This window comes from Cellulosimicrobium sp. TH-20, assembly GCF_002105775.1.
Lineage (GTDB): Bacteria > Actinomycetota > Actinomycetes > Actinomycetales > Cellulomonadaceae > Cellulosimicrobium > Cellulosimicrobium funkei.
In genome coordinates this window covers 398,375-413,387 of the sequence record NZ_CP020857.1, presented here as the reverse complement: position 1 = coordinate 413,387, position 15,013 = coordinate 398,375, and the positions used below count along the sequence as shown (strand labels likewise).

At 75.8% G+C, this 15,013-nt stretch carries 12 protein-coding genes and 1 pseudogene; 4 read left to right on the top strand and 9 right to left on the bottom strand.

Annotated features, from left to right (window positions below):
* The first annotated feature begins 17 nt into the window (after positions 1–17).
* The 3 genes and pseudogenes from B8281_RS01840 to B8281_RS01830 all read left to right on the top strand — a co-directional run bounded on the left by B8281_RS01840 (position 18) and on the right by B8281_RS01830 (position 2,916).
* Positions 18–1,345: pseudogene (locus tag B8281_RS01840) on the top strand (MFS transporter).
* 42 nt (positions 1,346–1,387) lie between these two features.
* Entirely contained in the window at positions 1,388–2,053 is a 666-nt protein-coding gene (locus B8281_RS01835) for a pentapeptide repeat-containing protein (protein ID WP_085386722.1), read from the top strand.
* The gene (locus tag B8281_RS01830; RefSeq protein WP_085386721.1) at positions 2,053–2,916 is read left to right on the top strand and encodes a carbohydrate kinase family protein; all 864 of its coding nucleotides are present in this window, start codon (positions 2,053–2,055) and stop codon (positions 2,914–2,916) included. The genes B8281_RS01835 and B8281_RS01830 overlap by 1 nt, the downstream gene beginning before the upstream one ends.
* A gap of 44 nt (positions 2,917–2,960) precedes the next feature.
* On the opposite strand, the gene B8281_RS01825 is transcribed toward B8281_RS01830, so the two are convergent.
* Both B8281_RS01825 and B8281_RS01820 read right to left on the bottom strand, forming a co-directional pair.
* Complete coding sequence (locus tag B8281_RS01825; protein ID WP_232322641.1) at positions 2,961–3,704, bottom strand: response regulator transcription factor; 744 nt, start codon at positions 3,702–3,704, stop codon at positions 2,961–2,963.
* Complete coding sequence (locus tag B8281_RS01820) at positions 3,701–5,077, bottom strand: sensor histidine kinase (protein WP_085386720.1); 1,377 nt, start codon at positions 5,075–5,077, stop codon at positions 3,701–3,703. The genes B8281_RS01825 and B8281_RS01820 overlap by 4 nt, the downstream gene beginning before the upstream one ends.
* A 171-nt stretch (positions 5,078–5,248) precedes the next feature.
* Here B8281_RS01820 and B8281_RS01815 point away from each other — a divergent pair, with 171 nt between their 5' ends.
* Positions 5,249–6,160 (top strand): GAP family protein, encoded by a 912-nt coding sequence (locus B8281_RS01815; protein WP_085386719.1) that lies wholly within the window; start codon positions 5,249–5,251, stop codon positions 6,158–6,160.
* A gap of 94 nt (positions 6,161–6,254) precedes the next feature.
* Here B8281_RS01815 and B8281_RS01810 read toward each other — a convergent pair whose 3' ends face one another.
* The 7 genes from B8281_RS01810 to B8281_RS01780 all read right to left on the bottom strand — a co-directional run bounded on the left by B8281_RS01810 (position 6,255) and on the right by B8281_RS01780 (position 15,004).
* On the bottom strand, positions 6,255–7,724 hold the full coding sequence (locus B8281_RS01810) for a flotillin family protein (RefSeq protein WP_034652746.1): 1,470 nt from the start codon (positions 7,722–7,724) through the stop codon (positions 6,255–6,257).
* A 120-nt stretch (positions 7,725–7,844) separates the two neighbouring features.
* Entirely contained in the window at positions 7,845–8,315 is a 471-nt protein-coding gene (locus B8281_RS01805) for an NfeD family protein (protein ID WP_034652748.1), read from the bottom strand.
* A gap of 144 nt (positions 8,316–8,459) precedes the next feature.
* Positions 8,460–9,479, bottom strand: coding sequence for a phosphotransferase family protein (locus B8281_RS01800; protein WP_157446517.1), 1,020 nt, complete (start codon positions 9,477–9,479; stop codon positions 8,460–8,462).
* 65 nt (positions 9,480–9,544) lie between these two features.
* Positions 9,545–11,167 carry an ATP-dependent DNA helicase RecQ gene (locus B8281_RS01795; protein ID WP_085386718.1) on the bottom strand — a complete coding sequence of 541 codons (1,623 nt, stop codon included), beginning with the start codon at positions 11,165–11,167 and terminating at the stop codon, positions 9,545–9,547.
* Positions 11,164–12,972 (bottom strand): pyruvate dehydrogenase, encoded by a 1,809-nt coding sequence (locus tag B8281_RS01790; protein ID WP_085386717.1) that lies wholly within the window; start codon positions 12,970–12,972, stop codon positions 11,164–11,166. The genes B8281_RS01795 and B8281_RS01790 overlap by 4 nt, the downstream gene beginning before the upstream one ends.
* 155 nt (positions 12,973–13,127) lie before the next feature.
* Positions 13,128–14,114, bottom strand: a complete 987-nt coding sequence (locus B8281_RS01785; protein WP_085386716.1) for an NAD(P)/FAD-dependent oxidoreductase — start codon at positions 14,112–14,114, stop codon at positions 13,128–13,130.
* A gap of 8 nt (positions 14,115–14,122) precedes the next feature.
* A complete protein-coding gene (locus tag B8281_RS01780) occupies positions 14,123–15,004 on the bottom strand; it encodes a trans-aconitate 2-methyltransferase (RefSeq protein WP_085386715.1) in 882 nt (293 codons plus the stop codon).
* Positions 15,005–15,013 lie beyond the last annotated feature (9 nt).

Genomic DNA, 15,013 nt, shown 5'->3' with positions numbered 1-15,013 from the left:
ACGTAGGCTCGGCGGTCGTGGCTCGAGTCAACGGTCTTCTCGCCGACACGACCCCGCTGCGCATCTCCCCGCCGTTCCGCCGCCTGTGGTGGGGGCTCGGGATCTCCAACCTCGGCTCGCAGCTCACGGTCGTCGCCGTCGGCCTGCAGGTGTACGCGCTCACGGGCTCGTCGCTCGCGGTCGGCGTGCTCGGCCTCTGCGCGCTCGTGCCGCTCGTGGTGCTCGGGCTCTACGGCGGCGCGCTCGTCGACGCGTACGACCGCCGCAAGGTCGCGCTCGCGGCCTCGACGGCGCTGTGGGTGGTCACCGCCCTCATCGCCGTCCAGGCGTGGCTGCACCTGAACTCCGTCGGCGTGCTCTACGCGCTCGTCGCGGCGCAGTCCGCCGCGTTCGCGATCAACAACCCCGCGCGCTCCGCGATCATCCCTCGCCTCGTCGAGCCGCGGCTCCTGCCCGCGGCGAACGCGCTCCAGACGATCGCGTGGAACGTCGCGCTCACCGTCGGTCCCCTGGGGGGCGCGTTCCTCGTCGCGCTGTGGGGCTACCAGGTCGCGTACACGATCGACGCCGTCCTGTTCACGGCCGCGCTGTGGGCCGTGTGGCGGCTCCCCGACATCCCGCCGCTGCCCGCCGGGCCCGGCGCCCCGGCCGTAGCCGCCGCCCCCGCAGGGCGTCGGCGCCGCGTCGTGGGGTGGCGGTCCGTCGTCGACGGCCTGCGGTACCTCGCGACCCAGCCCAACGTCCGCACGACGTTCCTCGTCGACCTCGCCGCGATGGTGCTCGCCTCGCCGCGCGTGCTCCTGCCCGCCGCCGGCGTCGTGTTCCTCGGGGCGGCGAGGCGACGACGGGCGTCCTCACCGCGGCGTTCGCCGTCGGGGCGGTGCTCGCGGGCGTGTTCTCCGGCGGCCTGTCGCGCGTGCGGTGGCAGGGCCGCGTCATCGTGTGGGCGATCACGGCCTACGGGCTGTCGATCGGGCTGTTCGGCGTCGTGCTCCTCGGCGTGGGCGCGACGACCCCGACGACCGTCCTCGTGGGCGGCGTCGTCGCGGCGAGCGTCGCGCTGGCGCTTGCGGGCGCGTCCGACGCCGTGAGCGCGGTGTTCCGCCAGACGATCCTCCAGACCGCGACGCCCGACGACATGCGCGGCCGTCTCCAGGGCGTGTTCATCGTCGTCGTCGCGGGCGGGCCCCGCCTCGGCGAGCTCGTGCTCGGCGCGCAGGCCACCTGGGTGGGGGAGGCGTGGGCCGCCGTCGCGGGCGGTGTCGCGTGCGTCGTCGTGCTGTGGCTCGTCGTGCGGGCCCAGCGCCGGTTCTGGCGCTACGACGCCCTGCACCCGGAGCCCTGAGCCGCTCCTCGCCGCGTGGGCGGCCCGGCCTAGGCTCGGGGCGTGCCCCCGAAGAAGCCGACGACCGAACCACCTGCGATCGACCCGGTCGTCCTGGACGACCTCCAGCCCGGTGACGCCTACGACCTCGAGGCGGAGGCCGACCTCGAGGGGTTCGAGATCACGGACCTCCGTCTCGACCGGCTCGACCTGCACGGCGCGACCGTGTTCTCCACGCGGCTCGACCAGGTGCGCGCCGACGAGGCCGACCTGGGCGCGGTGACGCTCACGGAGGTCGTGCTGGGGCGCCTCGACGTCCCGGTGGTGCGCGGGACGCGCGGCCGGTGGCGCGAGGTCGAGGTGCGGGGCGCGCGCCTCGGGTCCGCCGAGCTCTACGAGTCGTCGTGGGCCGGGGTGCGGTTCGTCGGCTGCAAGCTCGGGTTCGTCAACCTGCGGGGCGCGTCGCTGCGCGACGTGGTGTTCACCGACTGCACGATCGAGGAGCTCGACCTCGTCGCGTCCGACGCGCTGCGCGTCGCGCTCGAGGGCACGCGCGTGCGCCGGCTCGACGTGCAGGGCGCCACGCTCGCCCACGTGGACCTGCGTGGCGCCGAGATCGACGAGCTCGGCGGCATCGAGTCGCTGCGCGGATCGACCATCGACTCGATGCAGCTCGCCCGCCTGGCCGCGACGTTCGCCCACAGCCTCGGCATCACGGTGACGGACTGATGGCGGCCCCGCAGGCCGAGGTCCTCGTGGCCGGGCCGGCGTCGTGGAACCTCCTCGTCCAGCTCGACGAGCTGCCCGCCCCCACGCCGCACACCGTGTTCGCGCGGTCGCACCGGCACACGGTCGGCGGCACGTCCGCGGGCAAGGCGCTCAACCTCGCGCGCCTCGGCCGGTCGGTGCTCCTGCGCACCGTGCTCGGGACGGACGACGACGGCGCGCGCGTCCGGTCCGTGCTCGAGGGCGCGGGCGTGCGGGTGCTCGCGGAGCCGTCGCCCGACGGCCGCACCGAGAGCCACCTCAACCTCATGGACGACGACGGCGGCCGGGTCTCGGTCTACCTGCGCGCACCGGGCGAGGTCCCGGCCCAGGGCGAGGCGTGGGACGCCACGGTCGCCGCGCTCGACGCGGCGCGGGCCGTCGTCGTCGACCTCGCGGTGCCCGCGCTCCCGGTGCTCGACCTCGCGGTGGTTCGCGGTCGCGACGTCTGGGTCGACCTGCACGACTACGACGGGGAGTCCGCGTTCCACCGGCCCTGGGTCGACGCGGGCACGCACGTGTTCCTCAGCGGGGACCGGCTCGACGACTGGCGCGGCTTCATGGCCGCCCGGGTCGCGGCGGGCGCGCGCCTGGTGGTCTGCACGCACGGCTCGCGCGGCGCGGTCGCGCTCACGCCGGAGGGCGGCTTCGTCGAGGTCCCGGCACAGCCCGTGCCGCACGTCGTCGACACGAACGGCGCCGGCGACGGCTTCTTCGCCGGGTTCCTCGACGCGCACCTGCGCGGGGCAGGCGTCGAGGAGGCGATGCGCGCGGGCGCCCGGCACGCCGCCCTTGTCGTGCAGAGCCCGGACCTCGCCCCGGCCTGACCTCGGCCTCGGTCGCGTGGTCGGCGGTCGGGTGCAGGGGGCGGTCAGGCGAGGCCGGAGTCCCGCGCGACGATCGCCGCCTGCATGCGGGTCGCGACGCCCAGCTTCGCGAGCACGCGTGAGACGTGCGTCTTGGCCGTGGCCTCGGTGATGTAGAGGTCGGTCGCGATGCCCTGGTTGGACAGGCCCCGGCCGAGCGCCGCGAGCACGTCGACCTCGCGCGGCGTGAGGTCGGCGAGCCGCGGGTCGGGCCGGTCGTCGACGACGCCCCCGCCGCCCGACGCCGCGGGGTCCGCGGGACCGTCCGTGCCGCCCGGGCGCGATCCCGCGTGGAGCGGGGGGCCGGCGTCGGGCACGGGACCGCGCGCGAACGCGGCGAGGAGCCGGCGGGTGACCTCGGGCGCGAGGACGCCGTCCCCGTCGGCGACGCGTCGCACGGCGTCGATCAGCGCGGCGGGCTCGGCGGACTTGAGGAGGAACCCCGCGGCCCCGGCGCGCAGCGCCCCGTCCACGTACTCGTCGAGGTCGAACGTCGTGAGCACGAGCACCTCGGCGAGGTGCTCGCCGGTGATCACGCGCGTCGCCTCGATGCCGTCGACGCCCGGCATGCGCAGGTCCATGAGCACGACGTCGGGCCGCAGCGCCCGGGCGTTCGTGACGGCGGCGGTGCCGTCCGCGGCCTCGCCGACCACCTCGACGTCGGGCGCGGCGTCGAGCAGCAGGCGCAGGCCCGCCCGGATGGCGGCGTGGTCGTCGGCGAGGAGCACCCGGACCGGTCGTCGCGTCACGCGTCCTGCCTCTCGACCGGGAGCCCGGCCACGGGGATCTCGGCGCGCACGGACCATCCGCCCGCGGGCAGCGGGCCGGCGCTGCACGTGCCACCGAGCCCGTCGGCGCGCTCGCGCATCGTGAGCAGGCCGGTGCCCGCGCTCAGCGGCGCCTCGACGGGCCCGGAACCGGGGGCGCCGTCGTCGCGCACCTCCAGCACGACGGCCGCCCCGTGCCGGGAGAGCTCGACGACGACCGGGGCGCCCGGCGCGTGCTTGAGCGCGTTCGTCATGGCCTCCTGCGCGATGCGGAACAGCGCCTGGTCCGCCGCCGCGGGCAGGGGCGACCCGGCGACGCCGTCCGGGTCGCGGAGCGTGACGGTCGTCGTCGCGCGCGCGGCGTCGAGGAGCGTGTCGAGGCCGGCGAGGCGGCCGGGGGCGACGACGGCGTCGGACGCACCGCCGTCCTCGCGCCGCCCTTCCGTGCGCAGCAGCAGGATCATGGACCGCATCTCGTCGAGCGACGCGACGGCGCTCGCGCGCACCTGCTCGAGCGCGGCGCGGTCCTTCGCGGCGTCGGGCGGGAGGGCGAGCGCGGCGCCGGAGTGGATGGCGATGGTCGACAGGTGCGACGCGATGACGTCGTGCAGGTCGCGCGCCATCGCGGCCCGCTCCGCACGGACGGCCTCGTGCCGGTCGAGCTGCGCGATGCGCTCGAGGTCGCTCGCGCGCTGGCGCTCCAGGTCGGCCGTGCGGGCCGACGCCTCGGCCTCGCGCGCGGCGAGGTCGGCGCGCTCGCTCGCGACCTCGGCGAGCTCGCTCGTGGTGCGCACGTTGGTGGCCCACCACATCGGCACGAGGAGCAGCGCGCTGAGCTGGAGCCCCATGTACACGAACTCCCGCACGTCCCGCGTGGCCTCGCCCGCCCCGACGGCGCCCACCGCCACGACCGTCGCCGCGACGCCCCAGAGCCACGCGCGCGCCCGGGGCCGCGACCAGAGCGCCGCGGCGTAGAGCAGGTCCCAGAGGACGAGCATGAGGGCGAGGCTCCCGCCCCACCGCAGGTCGACGGCGGTCACGACGACCCCGCCGAGGAGCGCGAGGATCGGGTGCGCGCGCTTGACGAGGATGAGGAGGCACCCGACGCCGAGCAGCGCGACCCGCCACCAGGCGTGTGGGGGCTCGACGACGAACGACGCGCGGACGATGCCGACGAGCCCGACCTCGAGCAGCACCCAACCGAGGACGAACGTCGTCGCGGCGGAGAACAGGTCGTTGCGCCGGTCCTCTATGCGCCACACGCCGCGCAGGGAACCGGCCGCCGCGCGCCAGCGCCCGGAGCGCCCGGGCGCGGCCGCGCGCGCGTCCTGCGTCCCGTCGTCGTGCGTGCTCACGCCCCCATCCCAGCACAGCCCGCCTGGCGACGGATCCGTCGAACGGTGTACGACCCCCGCGCCCGCCCCCGGCACCACGCCCCTCTTCCGTCTCCGCGGCCCCGCGACGGGGAGCACAGATCGGTCGTTCGCCGGACGACGCGCCGGTCGCCGGACGGGAGGCTCGGGGGCATGGACCTCCCCCTCGACCTCGACGCCGTCGGCGGTCCGGGCCTCGGCCTGGCCGCGATGGCCGGCGTGCTCGTCGTGCTGGCGCTCATCGACTCCACGAGCTTCGGCACGCTGCTCATCCCCGTGTGGCTCCTGCTCGCGCCCGGGCGGCTACGTGCGGGGCGCGTGCTCGTGTACCTCGGCACGGTGGCGGGGTTCTACCTCGCCGTCGGGATCGTCGTGCTGCTCGGCGCGGGCGCGTTCCTCGACCGGTTCGGCGACGCGCTCGACACACGCGCCGCCGCGATCGTGCAGCTGCTCCTGGGCATCGGGCTCTTCGCGCTGAGCTTCCGGTTCGACAGCAAGCGCGCGGCGCGCAAGGCCGCGCAGTCCGACGCTGCCCCGTTCGGTGCCACCCCGCCCGGCGCCGGCCGGGCCGACGCCGTGGGGCCCAGCCCGTGGACCGGTGCCGGTGCCGAGACTGCCGGGCCGGGCGCGCCGTCGTCGCCCCCGCGGCCGGGCCGGCTCTCTCGGTGGCGCGAGCGCGCGCTCGGGATCGAGGCGGACGCCGTCGGGACCGGGGTGGTGCGGACGCGCTCGTCGGTGCTGCCGCTCATGGGGCTGGCCCTCGGGGCGGTCGCCATCGAGGTGGGGACGATGCTGCCGTACCTCGCCGCGATCGGGATCGTCACGACGTCGGACGTCGGCTGGCCCGCGAACGGTGCGATCCTCGCCGCGTACTGCGTCGTCATGGTCGCTCCCGCGCTCCTGCTGCTGCTCGGCCGGCTCGTCGCGGCGCGTGCGGTCGACCCGGTGCTGCACCGTCTCGACCGGTGGCTCACGAAGAACGCGACGGACATGACGGGCTGGGTGCTCGGGGCGCTGGGCGTGCTGCTCGCGCTCAACGCGTTCGGGCGCCTCGGCTGGGCCTGACCGGCCCCGGTTCTGCCGGCCAGCTCGCCGACCAGACGGCCGTGGCCCGCCCGGAGGTCCGGACGGGCCACGGCCGCATGCTCGGCGGGGTGGGTCAGTGCGACGTGCCGTTGGTGGGCGCGTCCCCCGAGCCCGCGAGCTGCGTGCCCGCGAGGTTGGCGATGAGCTGGTTGATGTCGACGCCGGTGAGCTGCTTGATGACGCCCTGGCCCTCGCCCAGGACGGACGCGACGTTCTTCGTGAGCGCGGACGCGCCGTCGGTCGAGACGACGGTCATGCCCTGGATGTTGCCGATCGGCTCGGCCGCGGCCCGCACGATCTCGGGCAGGCGCTCGATGAGCTCCTGGACGAGCGCCGCCTCGCCGTACTTCTGCAGCGCGTCGGCCTTGGCGTCGGTCGCCGCCGCCTCGGCGCGACCCTCGGCCTCGATCGCCGCGGCGCGGGCCTCGCCCTCGGCCCGGATACCGGCCGCGAGGGCGACCTGGCGGTCGCGCTCGGCCTCACCGGCACGACGCACGGCCTGCGCGGACGCCTCGGCGTCCTGGATGGCCGCGGTCTTGTTCGCCTCGGCGATGACGGTGCGCTTGTACGCGTCGGCCTCGGTGGCGGCGTTCGCGGCGTCACGACGCGCGTTGGCCTCCTGGACCTCCGCGTACGCCTTGGCCTCGGCGGGCTTGCGGACCTCGATGTCGAGGCGCTCCTGCGTCACGCGCGCCTGCTCGGCGAGCGCCTCGCGCTCCTGCTGCGCGACGAGGCGGTCCTGCTCGGCGCGCGCGAGCTGGCCCGCGGCCTCGGCCTCGGCGTTGGCGCGGTCGGTGTCGGCCTTGATCGCGGCGCGCTTGAGGTCGAGGGCCTTCTGGCGCTCGGCGATCTGCTCGGCCGCCTCGATGACGGCGAACTCCGAGGCGCGCTGCGCCTCGGCCTCGGAGACCTCGGCGACCTGGCGGGCGCGAGCCGACTCGGCGCGCCCGAGGTTCGCGAGGTAGTCCGACCCGGGCGTCGAGATGTCGGAGATGTTGAGCAGGTCGACCTGGAGGCCCTGCTCCGAGAGGTCGGCCTTCGTGGACTCGACGACGCGGTCGGACAGGCCCTTGCGGTCGGAGATGATCTGCTCGATCGTCATGTCGCCGACGATGGAGCGCAGCGAGCCCTCGAGCGACTCCTTGATGATCTCGGTGAGCGTGCCCTGCTGGGAGAGGAAGCGCTGGGCCGCGCGGCGCACGCCCTCCTCGTCGCCACGCACCTTGAAGTTGATCGACGCCTTGATGGCGATCTTGATGCGGTTCTTGTCCACGCCCTCGACCGTGATGCCGATCTGGCGCTGCTCGAGCGAGATGGAGAAGCCCTGCTGGAGGATCGGCCAGACGAACGTGCGGCCGCCGACGACGACCTTCTGCCCGCTGCCCCCGGCCTCCTTGCGGCCCGCGCCGCGGCCGACGATGACCAGGGCCTCGTTCGGCGGGACGCGGCGGATGCGCTTGCTGATGAAGATGACCACCGCGAAGAACGCGATGACCAGGGCGACGATCGCCAGGGTCGTGATGAGGTTCGTGTCGTCGAACATGGTCCGCGCCGGGGCGCGTCTCCTTCCGTGGGTGCGGGCAGGTCAGGACGTGCGGCAGTCGTGCGGGTGCGCGGCACCCACGGGACGACGCGCGGGGCGTCGTGGTCGGTCCGTCGGACCTCAGTCGTTGGGGTAGTGCCGCTGGACGCGTACGCGGCTCCCGGACTGCTCGAGCACGACGACGCGCGCGCCCTCCGGGATCGGTTCGTCGGACCACGCGAGGCGGCGCTCGAGCTCGTGCGCCGCGTCGAGCGAGACCTCGCCGCGCGCGGGGTCGATCGCGGTGGTCGCGGTGCCCTGGACGCCCACGAGGGACACGGGGACGCCGTCCTCCGTCGCGCGCAGGTTCTTGACCAGCAGCTGGACGAGGACCATGACGACGAGCGCCACGACGAGGGACCCGACGTACGCGAGCCAGGTCGGCAGGTCGTTGGAGGCCACGATCACGCCGACGGCGCCGAACACCACGCCACCGACGCCGAGCGTCGTCCCGGACACCGCGCCGTCACCCAGGTCGACGATCTCGCCGACGAGCAGCGAGAGGAGCAGGAGGGCGAGTCCGGCGATGCCGATGACGATGAACGCGATCATGCGAGGTCCCCTCGGACGGGTGGCCACGGCGCGGGAGTGGCGTGTGGAGTTGTCGTGAACGTACGCACACCTTACCGTGACCCGACCGTGCCGTGGGGCGATCCGGGGGTACGTCACATGGGGAGGACTCCCCACGGGGGAGTCTCAGACGCCCAGCTCGTCGAGCATCCGCAGCAGGTTGGCGCGAGCCGTGCCGGCGTACCCCTCGACCCAGTCGCCCTCGTAGCCCCGCGGCACCACCTCGACCGCGAGGAGGCACGACAGGTAGGTGCGGTACAGGCGCAGGCGCGTCCACGCGGCGGGGTCGCCGCTGCCGGGCGTGCCGTCGCCGAGGGCCAGGTCGCCGCCCTCGGCGGCGTAGCCCGCGAGGAGGTCCGCGTCGACGGGCCCGGCACCGAGCTGGTCGGCGCCCGCGAGCTCGAACAGCGGGTCGCCCCAGAGCGACCGCTCGGCGTCGAGCACGCCGACGATCCGCGGGGCGTCCGGCGCGAGCAGCACGTTCCCCGGCCACAGGTCCGCGTGCACGAGCCGCGGGACCTCGACGCGGGCGAGAACCTCGCGGTGCCGGGCGACGGCGTCGCGCACCCGGGCCTCCGGGAGCTCGACCCCCCACGTGCGCGCGTCGTCGAGCACGGCGTCGACCATGTGGGCCAGCGCGTCGGGCCAGGTCGCGGCCGCGAGGCCCGACGCGGGGGCCGGGTAGCCGAACCGGTCGCCCGCGATCCGGTGCAGCCGCGCCATGAACGACCCGAGCCCACGGCGGACGGCGGCGGACTCCGCCGCGTCGTCCTCGCGCGCGCTCCACAGGGTCCCGTCGAGGAACGTCACGACGAGCGCGTCGCCGTCCACGTGCTCGCGCGTGAGGTCGGCGTGCAGCACCCCCGGGACGGGCAGGCCCGCGGCGTGGGCCGCCCGGTAGGCCGCCGCCTCGGTGCCGAGGATGCCGTGCTCGTAGCGCAGGAGCCGGGACGTGTCGGCGCCCGTGACCTTGACGACGACGCGGCCCGGGACGTCGTCGGGCGTCGCGCCCGGCCGCGGGGCGAGGTCGACCGCGAAGACGCTCGCGAACATCCCGCCGCTCAGCGGCTCGGACCGCAGCGCGTCGCCGAGCGGCGCCACGAGCGCCGCGAGCTGGTCGTCCGTGACCGTCGTCCTGGTGAGCACGCGGCGATGCTACCGCCCGGGCAGGCGGCGCCGGACGCGCGCCCGCGCCGACCACCGGCCGCGGGTCAGGACGCCGTGAGCAGGCCCTGGTCCGTCACCGCGTCGAGGCTCAGGGTCCGGTACCCGTGGGTCTCGAAGAGCACCGTCACGCGGTCGTCGCCCTCGTAGCCCATGACGGTCCCCTCGCCGAACTCCGGGTGACGCACCGTCGTGCCCGTCGACCACGGCGCGGACGCGTCGTCGGCGGCCCTCTCCTCCGCGGTCCCGGCCCAGCAGCTGTCGCAGCGCCCGCACGGCTCGGGCAGCTCCTCGCCGAGGTAGGCGAGCAGGAACTGGCGGCGGCACTGCGGGGTCTCGGCGTACGCGCGCATCATCTGCAGGCGCGAGTCGTCGACCCGGCGCCGGGCCTCCGCGAGCTCGTGCGCGACGTCGGCCACCGCACCCGGGCGCGCGTCCTCACCGGCGAGCGCCCGCGCGTCCTCCACGAGCGCGCGCAGGCGTGCGAGACGCCGCGGCAGCCGGGCCCGCCCTCCTGACGACGACGTGCCCGACGCCGGGCCGCCCCGGCCCAGGGCGCGCGCGACCTCGCGGAGGTCGTCGCGGTCGGGCACGCCGACCGCGAAGTAGCGCTGGAGGCCCAGGTCCTCCGGCCGGTAGAAGAGCACCGCGACGGCGGGCTCGCCGTCGCGGCCCGCGCGGCCGACCTCCTGGTAGTAGGCGTCCGGGGAACCGGGGACGTCCGCGTGGACGACGAACCGCACGTCCGGCTTGTCGATGCCCATGCCGAACGCGGACGTCGCGACCACGACGTCCACCTCGTCGTCCGTGAACCGCCGCTGGGCCTCGTCGCGCTCGGCCCGCCGCAGCCCGCCGTGGTAGGCCGCGGTGCGCAGGCCCGCCTCCGCGAGCGCGTCGGAGACCTCGGCCGTGCGGCGTCGCGTGCCGACGTAGACGATCCCGACGCCGTGCTCGGTCTCCGCGCGGACGCGTTCGACGACCGCGCGGTCCTTGTCCGCCGCCTCGACGGTGCGCACGACCTCCAGCGCGATCCCCGGGCGGGCGAACCCGCGGACGATCACCGCGGCGTCGTGCAGGTGCAGGCGCTCGGCGACGTCCTCGCGCACGGGCGGGGACGCCGTCGCGGTGAGCGCGAGCACGGGCGGTCGCGGGTCGAGCGTGTCGAGGCGCTCGCCCACCCGGAGGTACTCGGGCCGGAAGTCGTGCCCCCAGGTCGAGACGCAGTGCGCCTCGTCGACCGCGACGAGGCTGGGCCGGGCCGCGCGGACGGCGTCGAGCACCTCCTCGTTGGCGAGCTGCTCGGGCGAGAGGAAGAGGAACTCCAGCTCGCCCGCCGCGGCGGCCTCGAGCGCGGCGCGGCGCTCGGCCGCGGGCACGGCCGAGCTCACGGCGGCGGCCCGCGCGTCGTCGTCGCCGAGCTCGAGGAGGGAGCGCACCTGGTCCTGCTGGAGCGCGATGAGCGGCGAGACGACGAGCGTCGGCCCGGGCAGCTCGAGGCCGGGGAGCTGGTAGACCGCGGACTTGCCGGCCCCCGTGGGCAGCACGAGCAGGACGTCGCGGCCGTCGAGGAGCGCGGTGATCGCCTCGCGCTGCCCGGGGCGCAGGTCGCGGTAGCCGAAGACCTCCCGGGCGGTGTCGCGGACGTCGGCGAGGGTGGGCTCGTCGGTCACGGGCGGGGCACGTTGCGCAGGTTGGCGCGGGCCATCGAGACGACCTCGCCCATGCCGCCGCCGAGGACCTCCTTGCTCATCGCGACCGCGAACCCGCGGACCTGGCCCGCGGTGATGTTCGGCGGGATCGAGAGCGCCCGGGGATCGGTGACGACGTCGACGAGCGCCGGTCCCGGCCGGTTCAGCGCCTCCTGGAGGGCGCGGCGCAGGTCCTTCGGCTTCTCGACGCGCACCGCCGGGATGCCGATCGCGTTCGCGACCGCGGCGTAGTCCACGGGCGGCGACTCGGTGCCGAACATCGGCAGGCCGTCGACGAGCATCTCGAGGCGCACCATGCCGAGGCTCGCGTTGTCGAACAGGACGACCTTGACCGGCAGGTCGTAGTGCTTGAGCGTCACGAGCTCGCCGAGCAGCATCGAGAGGCCGCCGTCGCCGGCCATGGCGACGACCTGGCGTTCGCGGCCCCCTTCGCGCCCGGCGGCCGCGGCGCCGATGGCGTGGGGGAGCGCGTTGGCCATCGAGCCGTGGATGAACGACCCGATGACGCGGCGCTTCCCGTTGGGCGTGATGTACCGCGCGGCCCACACGTTGCACATGCCCGTGTCGACGGTGAACACCGCGTCGTCGGCGGCGACCTGGTCGAGCGTGTCGGCGACGAACTCGGGGTGGATCGGCGTCGTGCGCTCGACCTTCTTCGTGTACGCCCCGACGACGCCGGTCATCGCCTTCTCGTGCTTGGCCACCATCGAGTCGAGGAACTTGCGCGACCGCGCCTTCTTCACGAGCGGCAGGAGCGCGCGCACCGTCTCGCCGACGTCGCCCACGACGGCGAGGTCCAGGCGCGTGCGCCGGCCGAGGTGGGTCGGGTCGACGTCGACCTGCGCCGTACGGACCGACTCCGGGAGGAACTGGTCGTACGGGAAGTCGGTGCCGAGCAGCACGAGGAGGTCGCAGTCGTGCATGGCGTCGAACGCGGCGCCGTAGCCGAGGAGGCCGGACATGCCGACGTCGAACGGGTTGTCGTACTGGATGAACTCCTTGCCGCGCAGCGAGTGGCCCACGGGCGCGGCGATCTTGTCGGCGAGCGCGATCACGTCGTCGTGCGCGCCGCGCACGCCCGCGCCGGCGAAGATCGTGACCTTCTTCGCGGCGTCGATCGCGTCCGCGAGCTGCTGGACGGCGGTCGCGTCGGGGACGACGCGCGGGGGCGCGGGCCGGCACGCGACGTCGGGCACGGCGGCCGGGGCGTCGAGGTCGGCGACGTCGCCCGGGAGCGTGAGGACGGAGACGCCGCGGGCGCCGTACGCGTGGTGGATCGCGGAGTTGATGACGCGCGGTGCCTGCTCGGCGCTCGAGATCATCTCCGAGTAGACGGAGCACTCGGTGAACAGGCGGTCGGGGTGGGTCTCCTGGAAGAACCCGGTGCCGATCTGCTTGCTCGGGATGTGGCTCGCGATGGCGAGCACGGGCACGCGCGACCGGTTGGCGTCGTACAGGCCGTTGATGAGGTGGAGGTTGCCCGGCCCGCACGACCCCGCGCACACCGCGAGGCTGCCCGTGACCTCGGCCTCGGCAGCCGCGGCGAACGCGGCGGCCTCCTCGTGGCGCACGTGGATCCACTCGATCCCCTTGCCCGCGTTCTCGCCCGCGTTGGACCGGTGCACGGCGTCGACCACGGGGTTGAGGCTGTCGCCGACGATGCCGTAGATCCGGCGCACCCCCGCCTCGATGAGCTGCGCGACGAGCAGGTCGGCGACCGTGCGGTTGCGCTTGTCCTGCGGGGAGCGACCGATTCCGAACGGCATGACGTACCTCCACGGTGGGCTGGGGTCGTCCTCCATCGTGCGACGGGCCGCCCGGCCGCGCAGCGCGAGCGGGCGTCTCGTGCGTCACCCTCCGCGCGGCCGGGCCCGCGGTCGTTCCCGGCCGCGGGCCCGGCCCGGTGTCTCGGGCCGCCGCCTCAGACCGCGGGCTCGGCGTGCGCCGCGAACGGCGTCCGGCGTCGTGCGACGGCCGCCGCCGCGTCGGCCTGCGCGAGCTCCCCGTGGATCCCCGCGCCGGCCATGACCCCGGCCGCCGCCGACGCGCCGACCTGCGCCATGAGGTCGCTCGAGTTGCCCGCGGCCCACACGCCCGGCACGGCGGTCGCGCCGCGCGGGTCGGCGGGCACGAACCGGCCCGCCGGGTGGTCTTCCAGGGTCCCGCCGAGCTGCTCGAACAGCTCGCCGCGCGCGACGAACCGCGGCCCGACGACGACCGCTTCCACGGGGAACGACGTCCCGTCGGCGAGCACGACCGCCCGCACCGACCGGCCGTCGACGTCGAGCCGCGCGACCTCCCCCTCGACCACGCGCACGCCGAGCGCCGAGAGCTGCTCCCACGTGGCGTCGTCGGGCTCGGGGGCGGTGTGCTGGAACAGCGTGACGTGCGGGGTGAGCTGGCGGAACAGCAGCACCTGGTGGGCCGCGGCGGGCCCGGTCGCGAGCACCGCGATCCGCTGCCCCCGCACCTCCCACCCGTGGCAGAACGGGCAGTGCAGCACGCTCGACCCCCAGCCCTCGCGGACCCCGGGGACGTCGGGCAGCTCGTCGACCAGGCCGGTCGCGAGCAGCACGCGGCGCGCGCGGACCGTCCCGCCGTCGTCGAGCGTGAGCGTGAAGCCGGACCCGGCGTCGCCCTCGGCGCGGGCGACGCGCGCGTCGCGGACCTCGGCGCCGTAGCCCTCGGCCTCGGCGCGGCCCGTGGCCAGCAGCTCGCGCGGCGGCACGCCCTCGCGCCCGAGCAGGTTGTGCGCGCCCTCCGCGGGCGCGTTGCGGGGTTCGCCGGCGTCGAGCACGACGACGGACCGCAGCGACCGCGCGAGCGTCACCGCGGCGCTCAGCCCGGCGGGGCCGCCGCCGACGATCGCGACGTCGTAGGGGGCGTTCTTCTCGGTGGTGGTGTCCATGACTCTCCTCAGCGGGGGCGGCGGGCGGCCCAGACGACGCGGCCGCCCCGGGCGCGGACGGTGTGGTCGGTCGTGCCGGGCGCGGTCGCCGCGAGCACGGCGTCGAGCGCGGCGAGGTCGGCGGGCTCCAGCCGGTCCGCCAAGTGCTCGCGCTGGCGCAGCGCGGTGGCGTGCGCCCAGCGGGACGTGTCCGGCCCCGGCGGCACGACGGCGGTCGGCTCGCGCCGGTCCACCACCTCCAGCCCGGCGTCGGTCAGGTACGGGGTCCAGTCGGGGTAGCGGTTCCAGCCGGCGTGCGCCATGGCGCGCTCGAGGCGCGCGGTGAGGTCGGCGTGGTCCGCGCCGTCGGGCAGGACGGGCGACGTCGCGGTCATCTCCACGACGATGAGCAGGCCGCCCGGGGCGAGCGCGTCGCGGGCGTCGTGCAGGACGCGCGCCGGGTCGGCGACGTGGTGCAGCGAGGCCGACGCCCACACGACGTCCGCGACGCCGACCGGAGGCCAGCCGGCGTCGAGGTCGGCCGCGACGGTGCGCACGCGGTCTGCGAGACCCGTCCCGGCGAGCCGGGCGCGCAGACGGTCGAGCATCGCGGCGTCCGCGTCGACCGCCACGATCTCGGCGTCGGGGAACGCCCGCGCGAGCGCCCGGGTGCCGGTGCCGGTCCCCGCGCCGAGGTCGACGACGGCGCGCGTCGGGGCCGGGGCGTGCCCGACGGCGACCGCGACGGCCTCGTCGAGGAGACCGTCGAAGACCAGCGCGTCGAGCTCGAGCAGCTCGGCCAGCCCGGCGCCGTCGTGCGGGCCTTGGGCGTGGCCGTGGGTGTGAGTGTGGCCGTGCCCGGGCGCGTCGCCGGGGGTGGGCGCGGGGCGCCCGGGGGCGGGGAGGTCCATGACTCCACC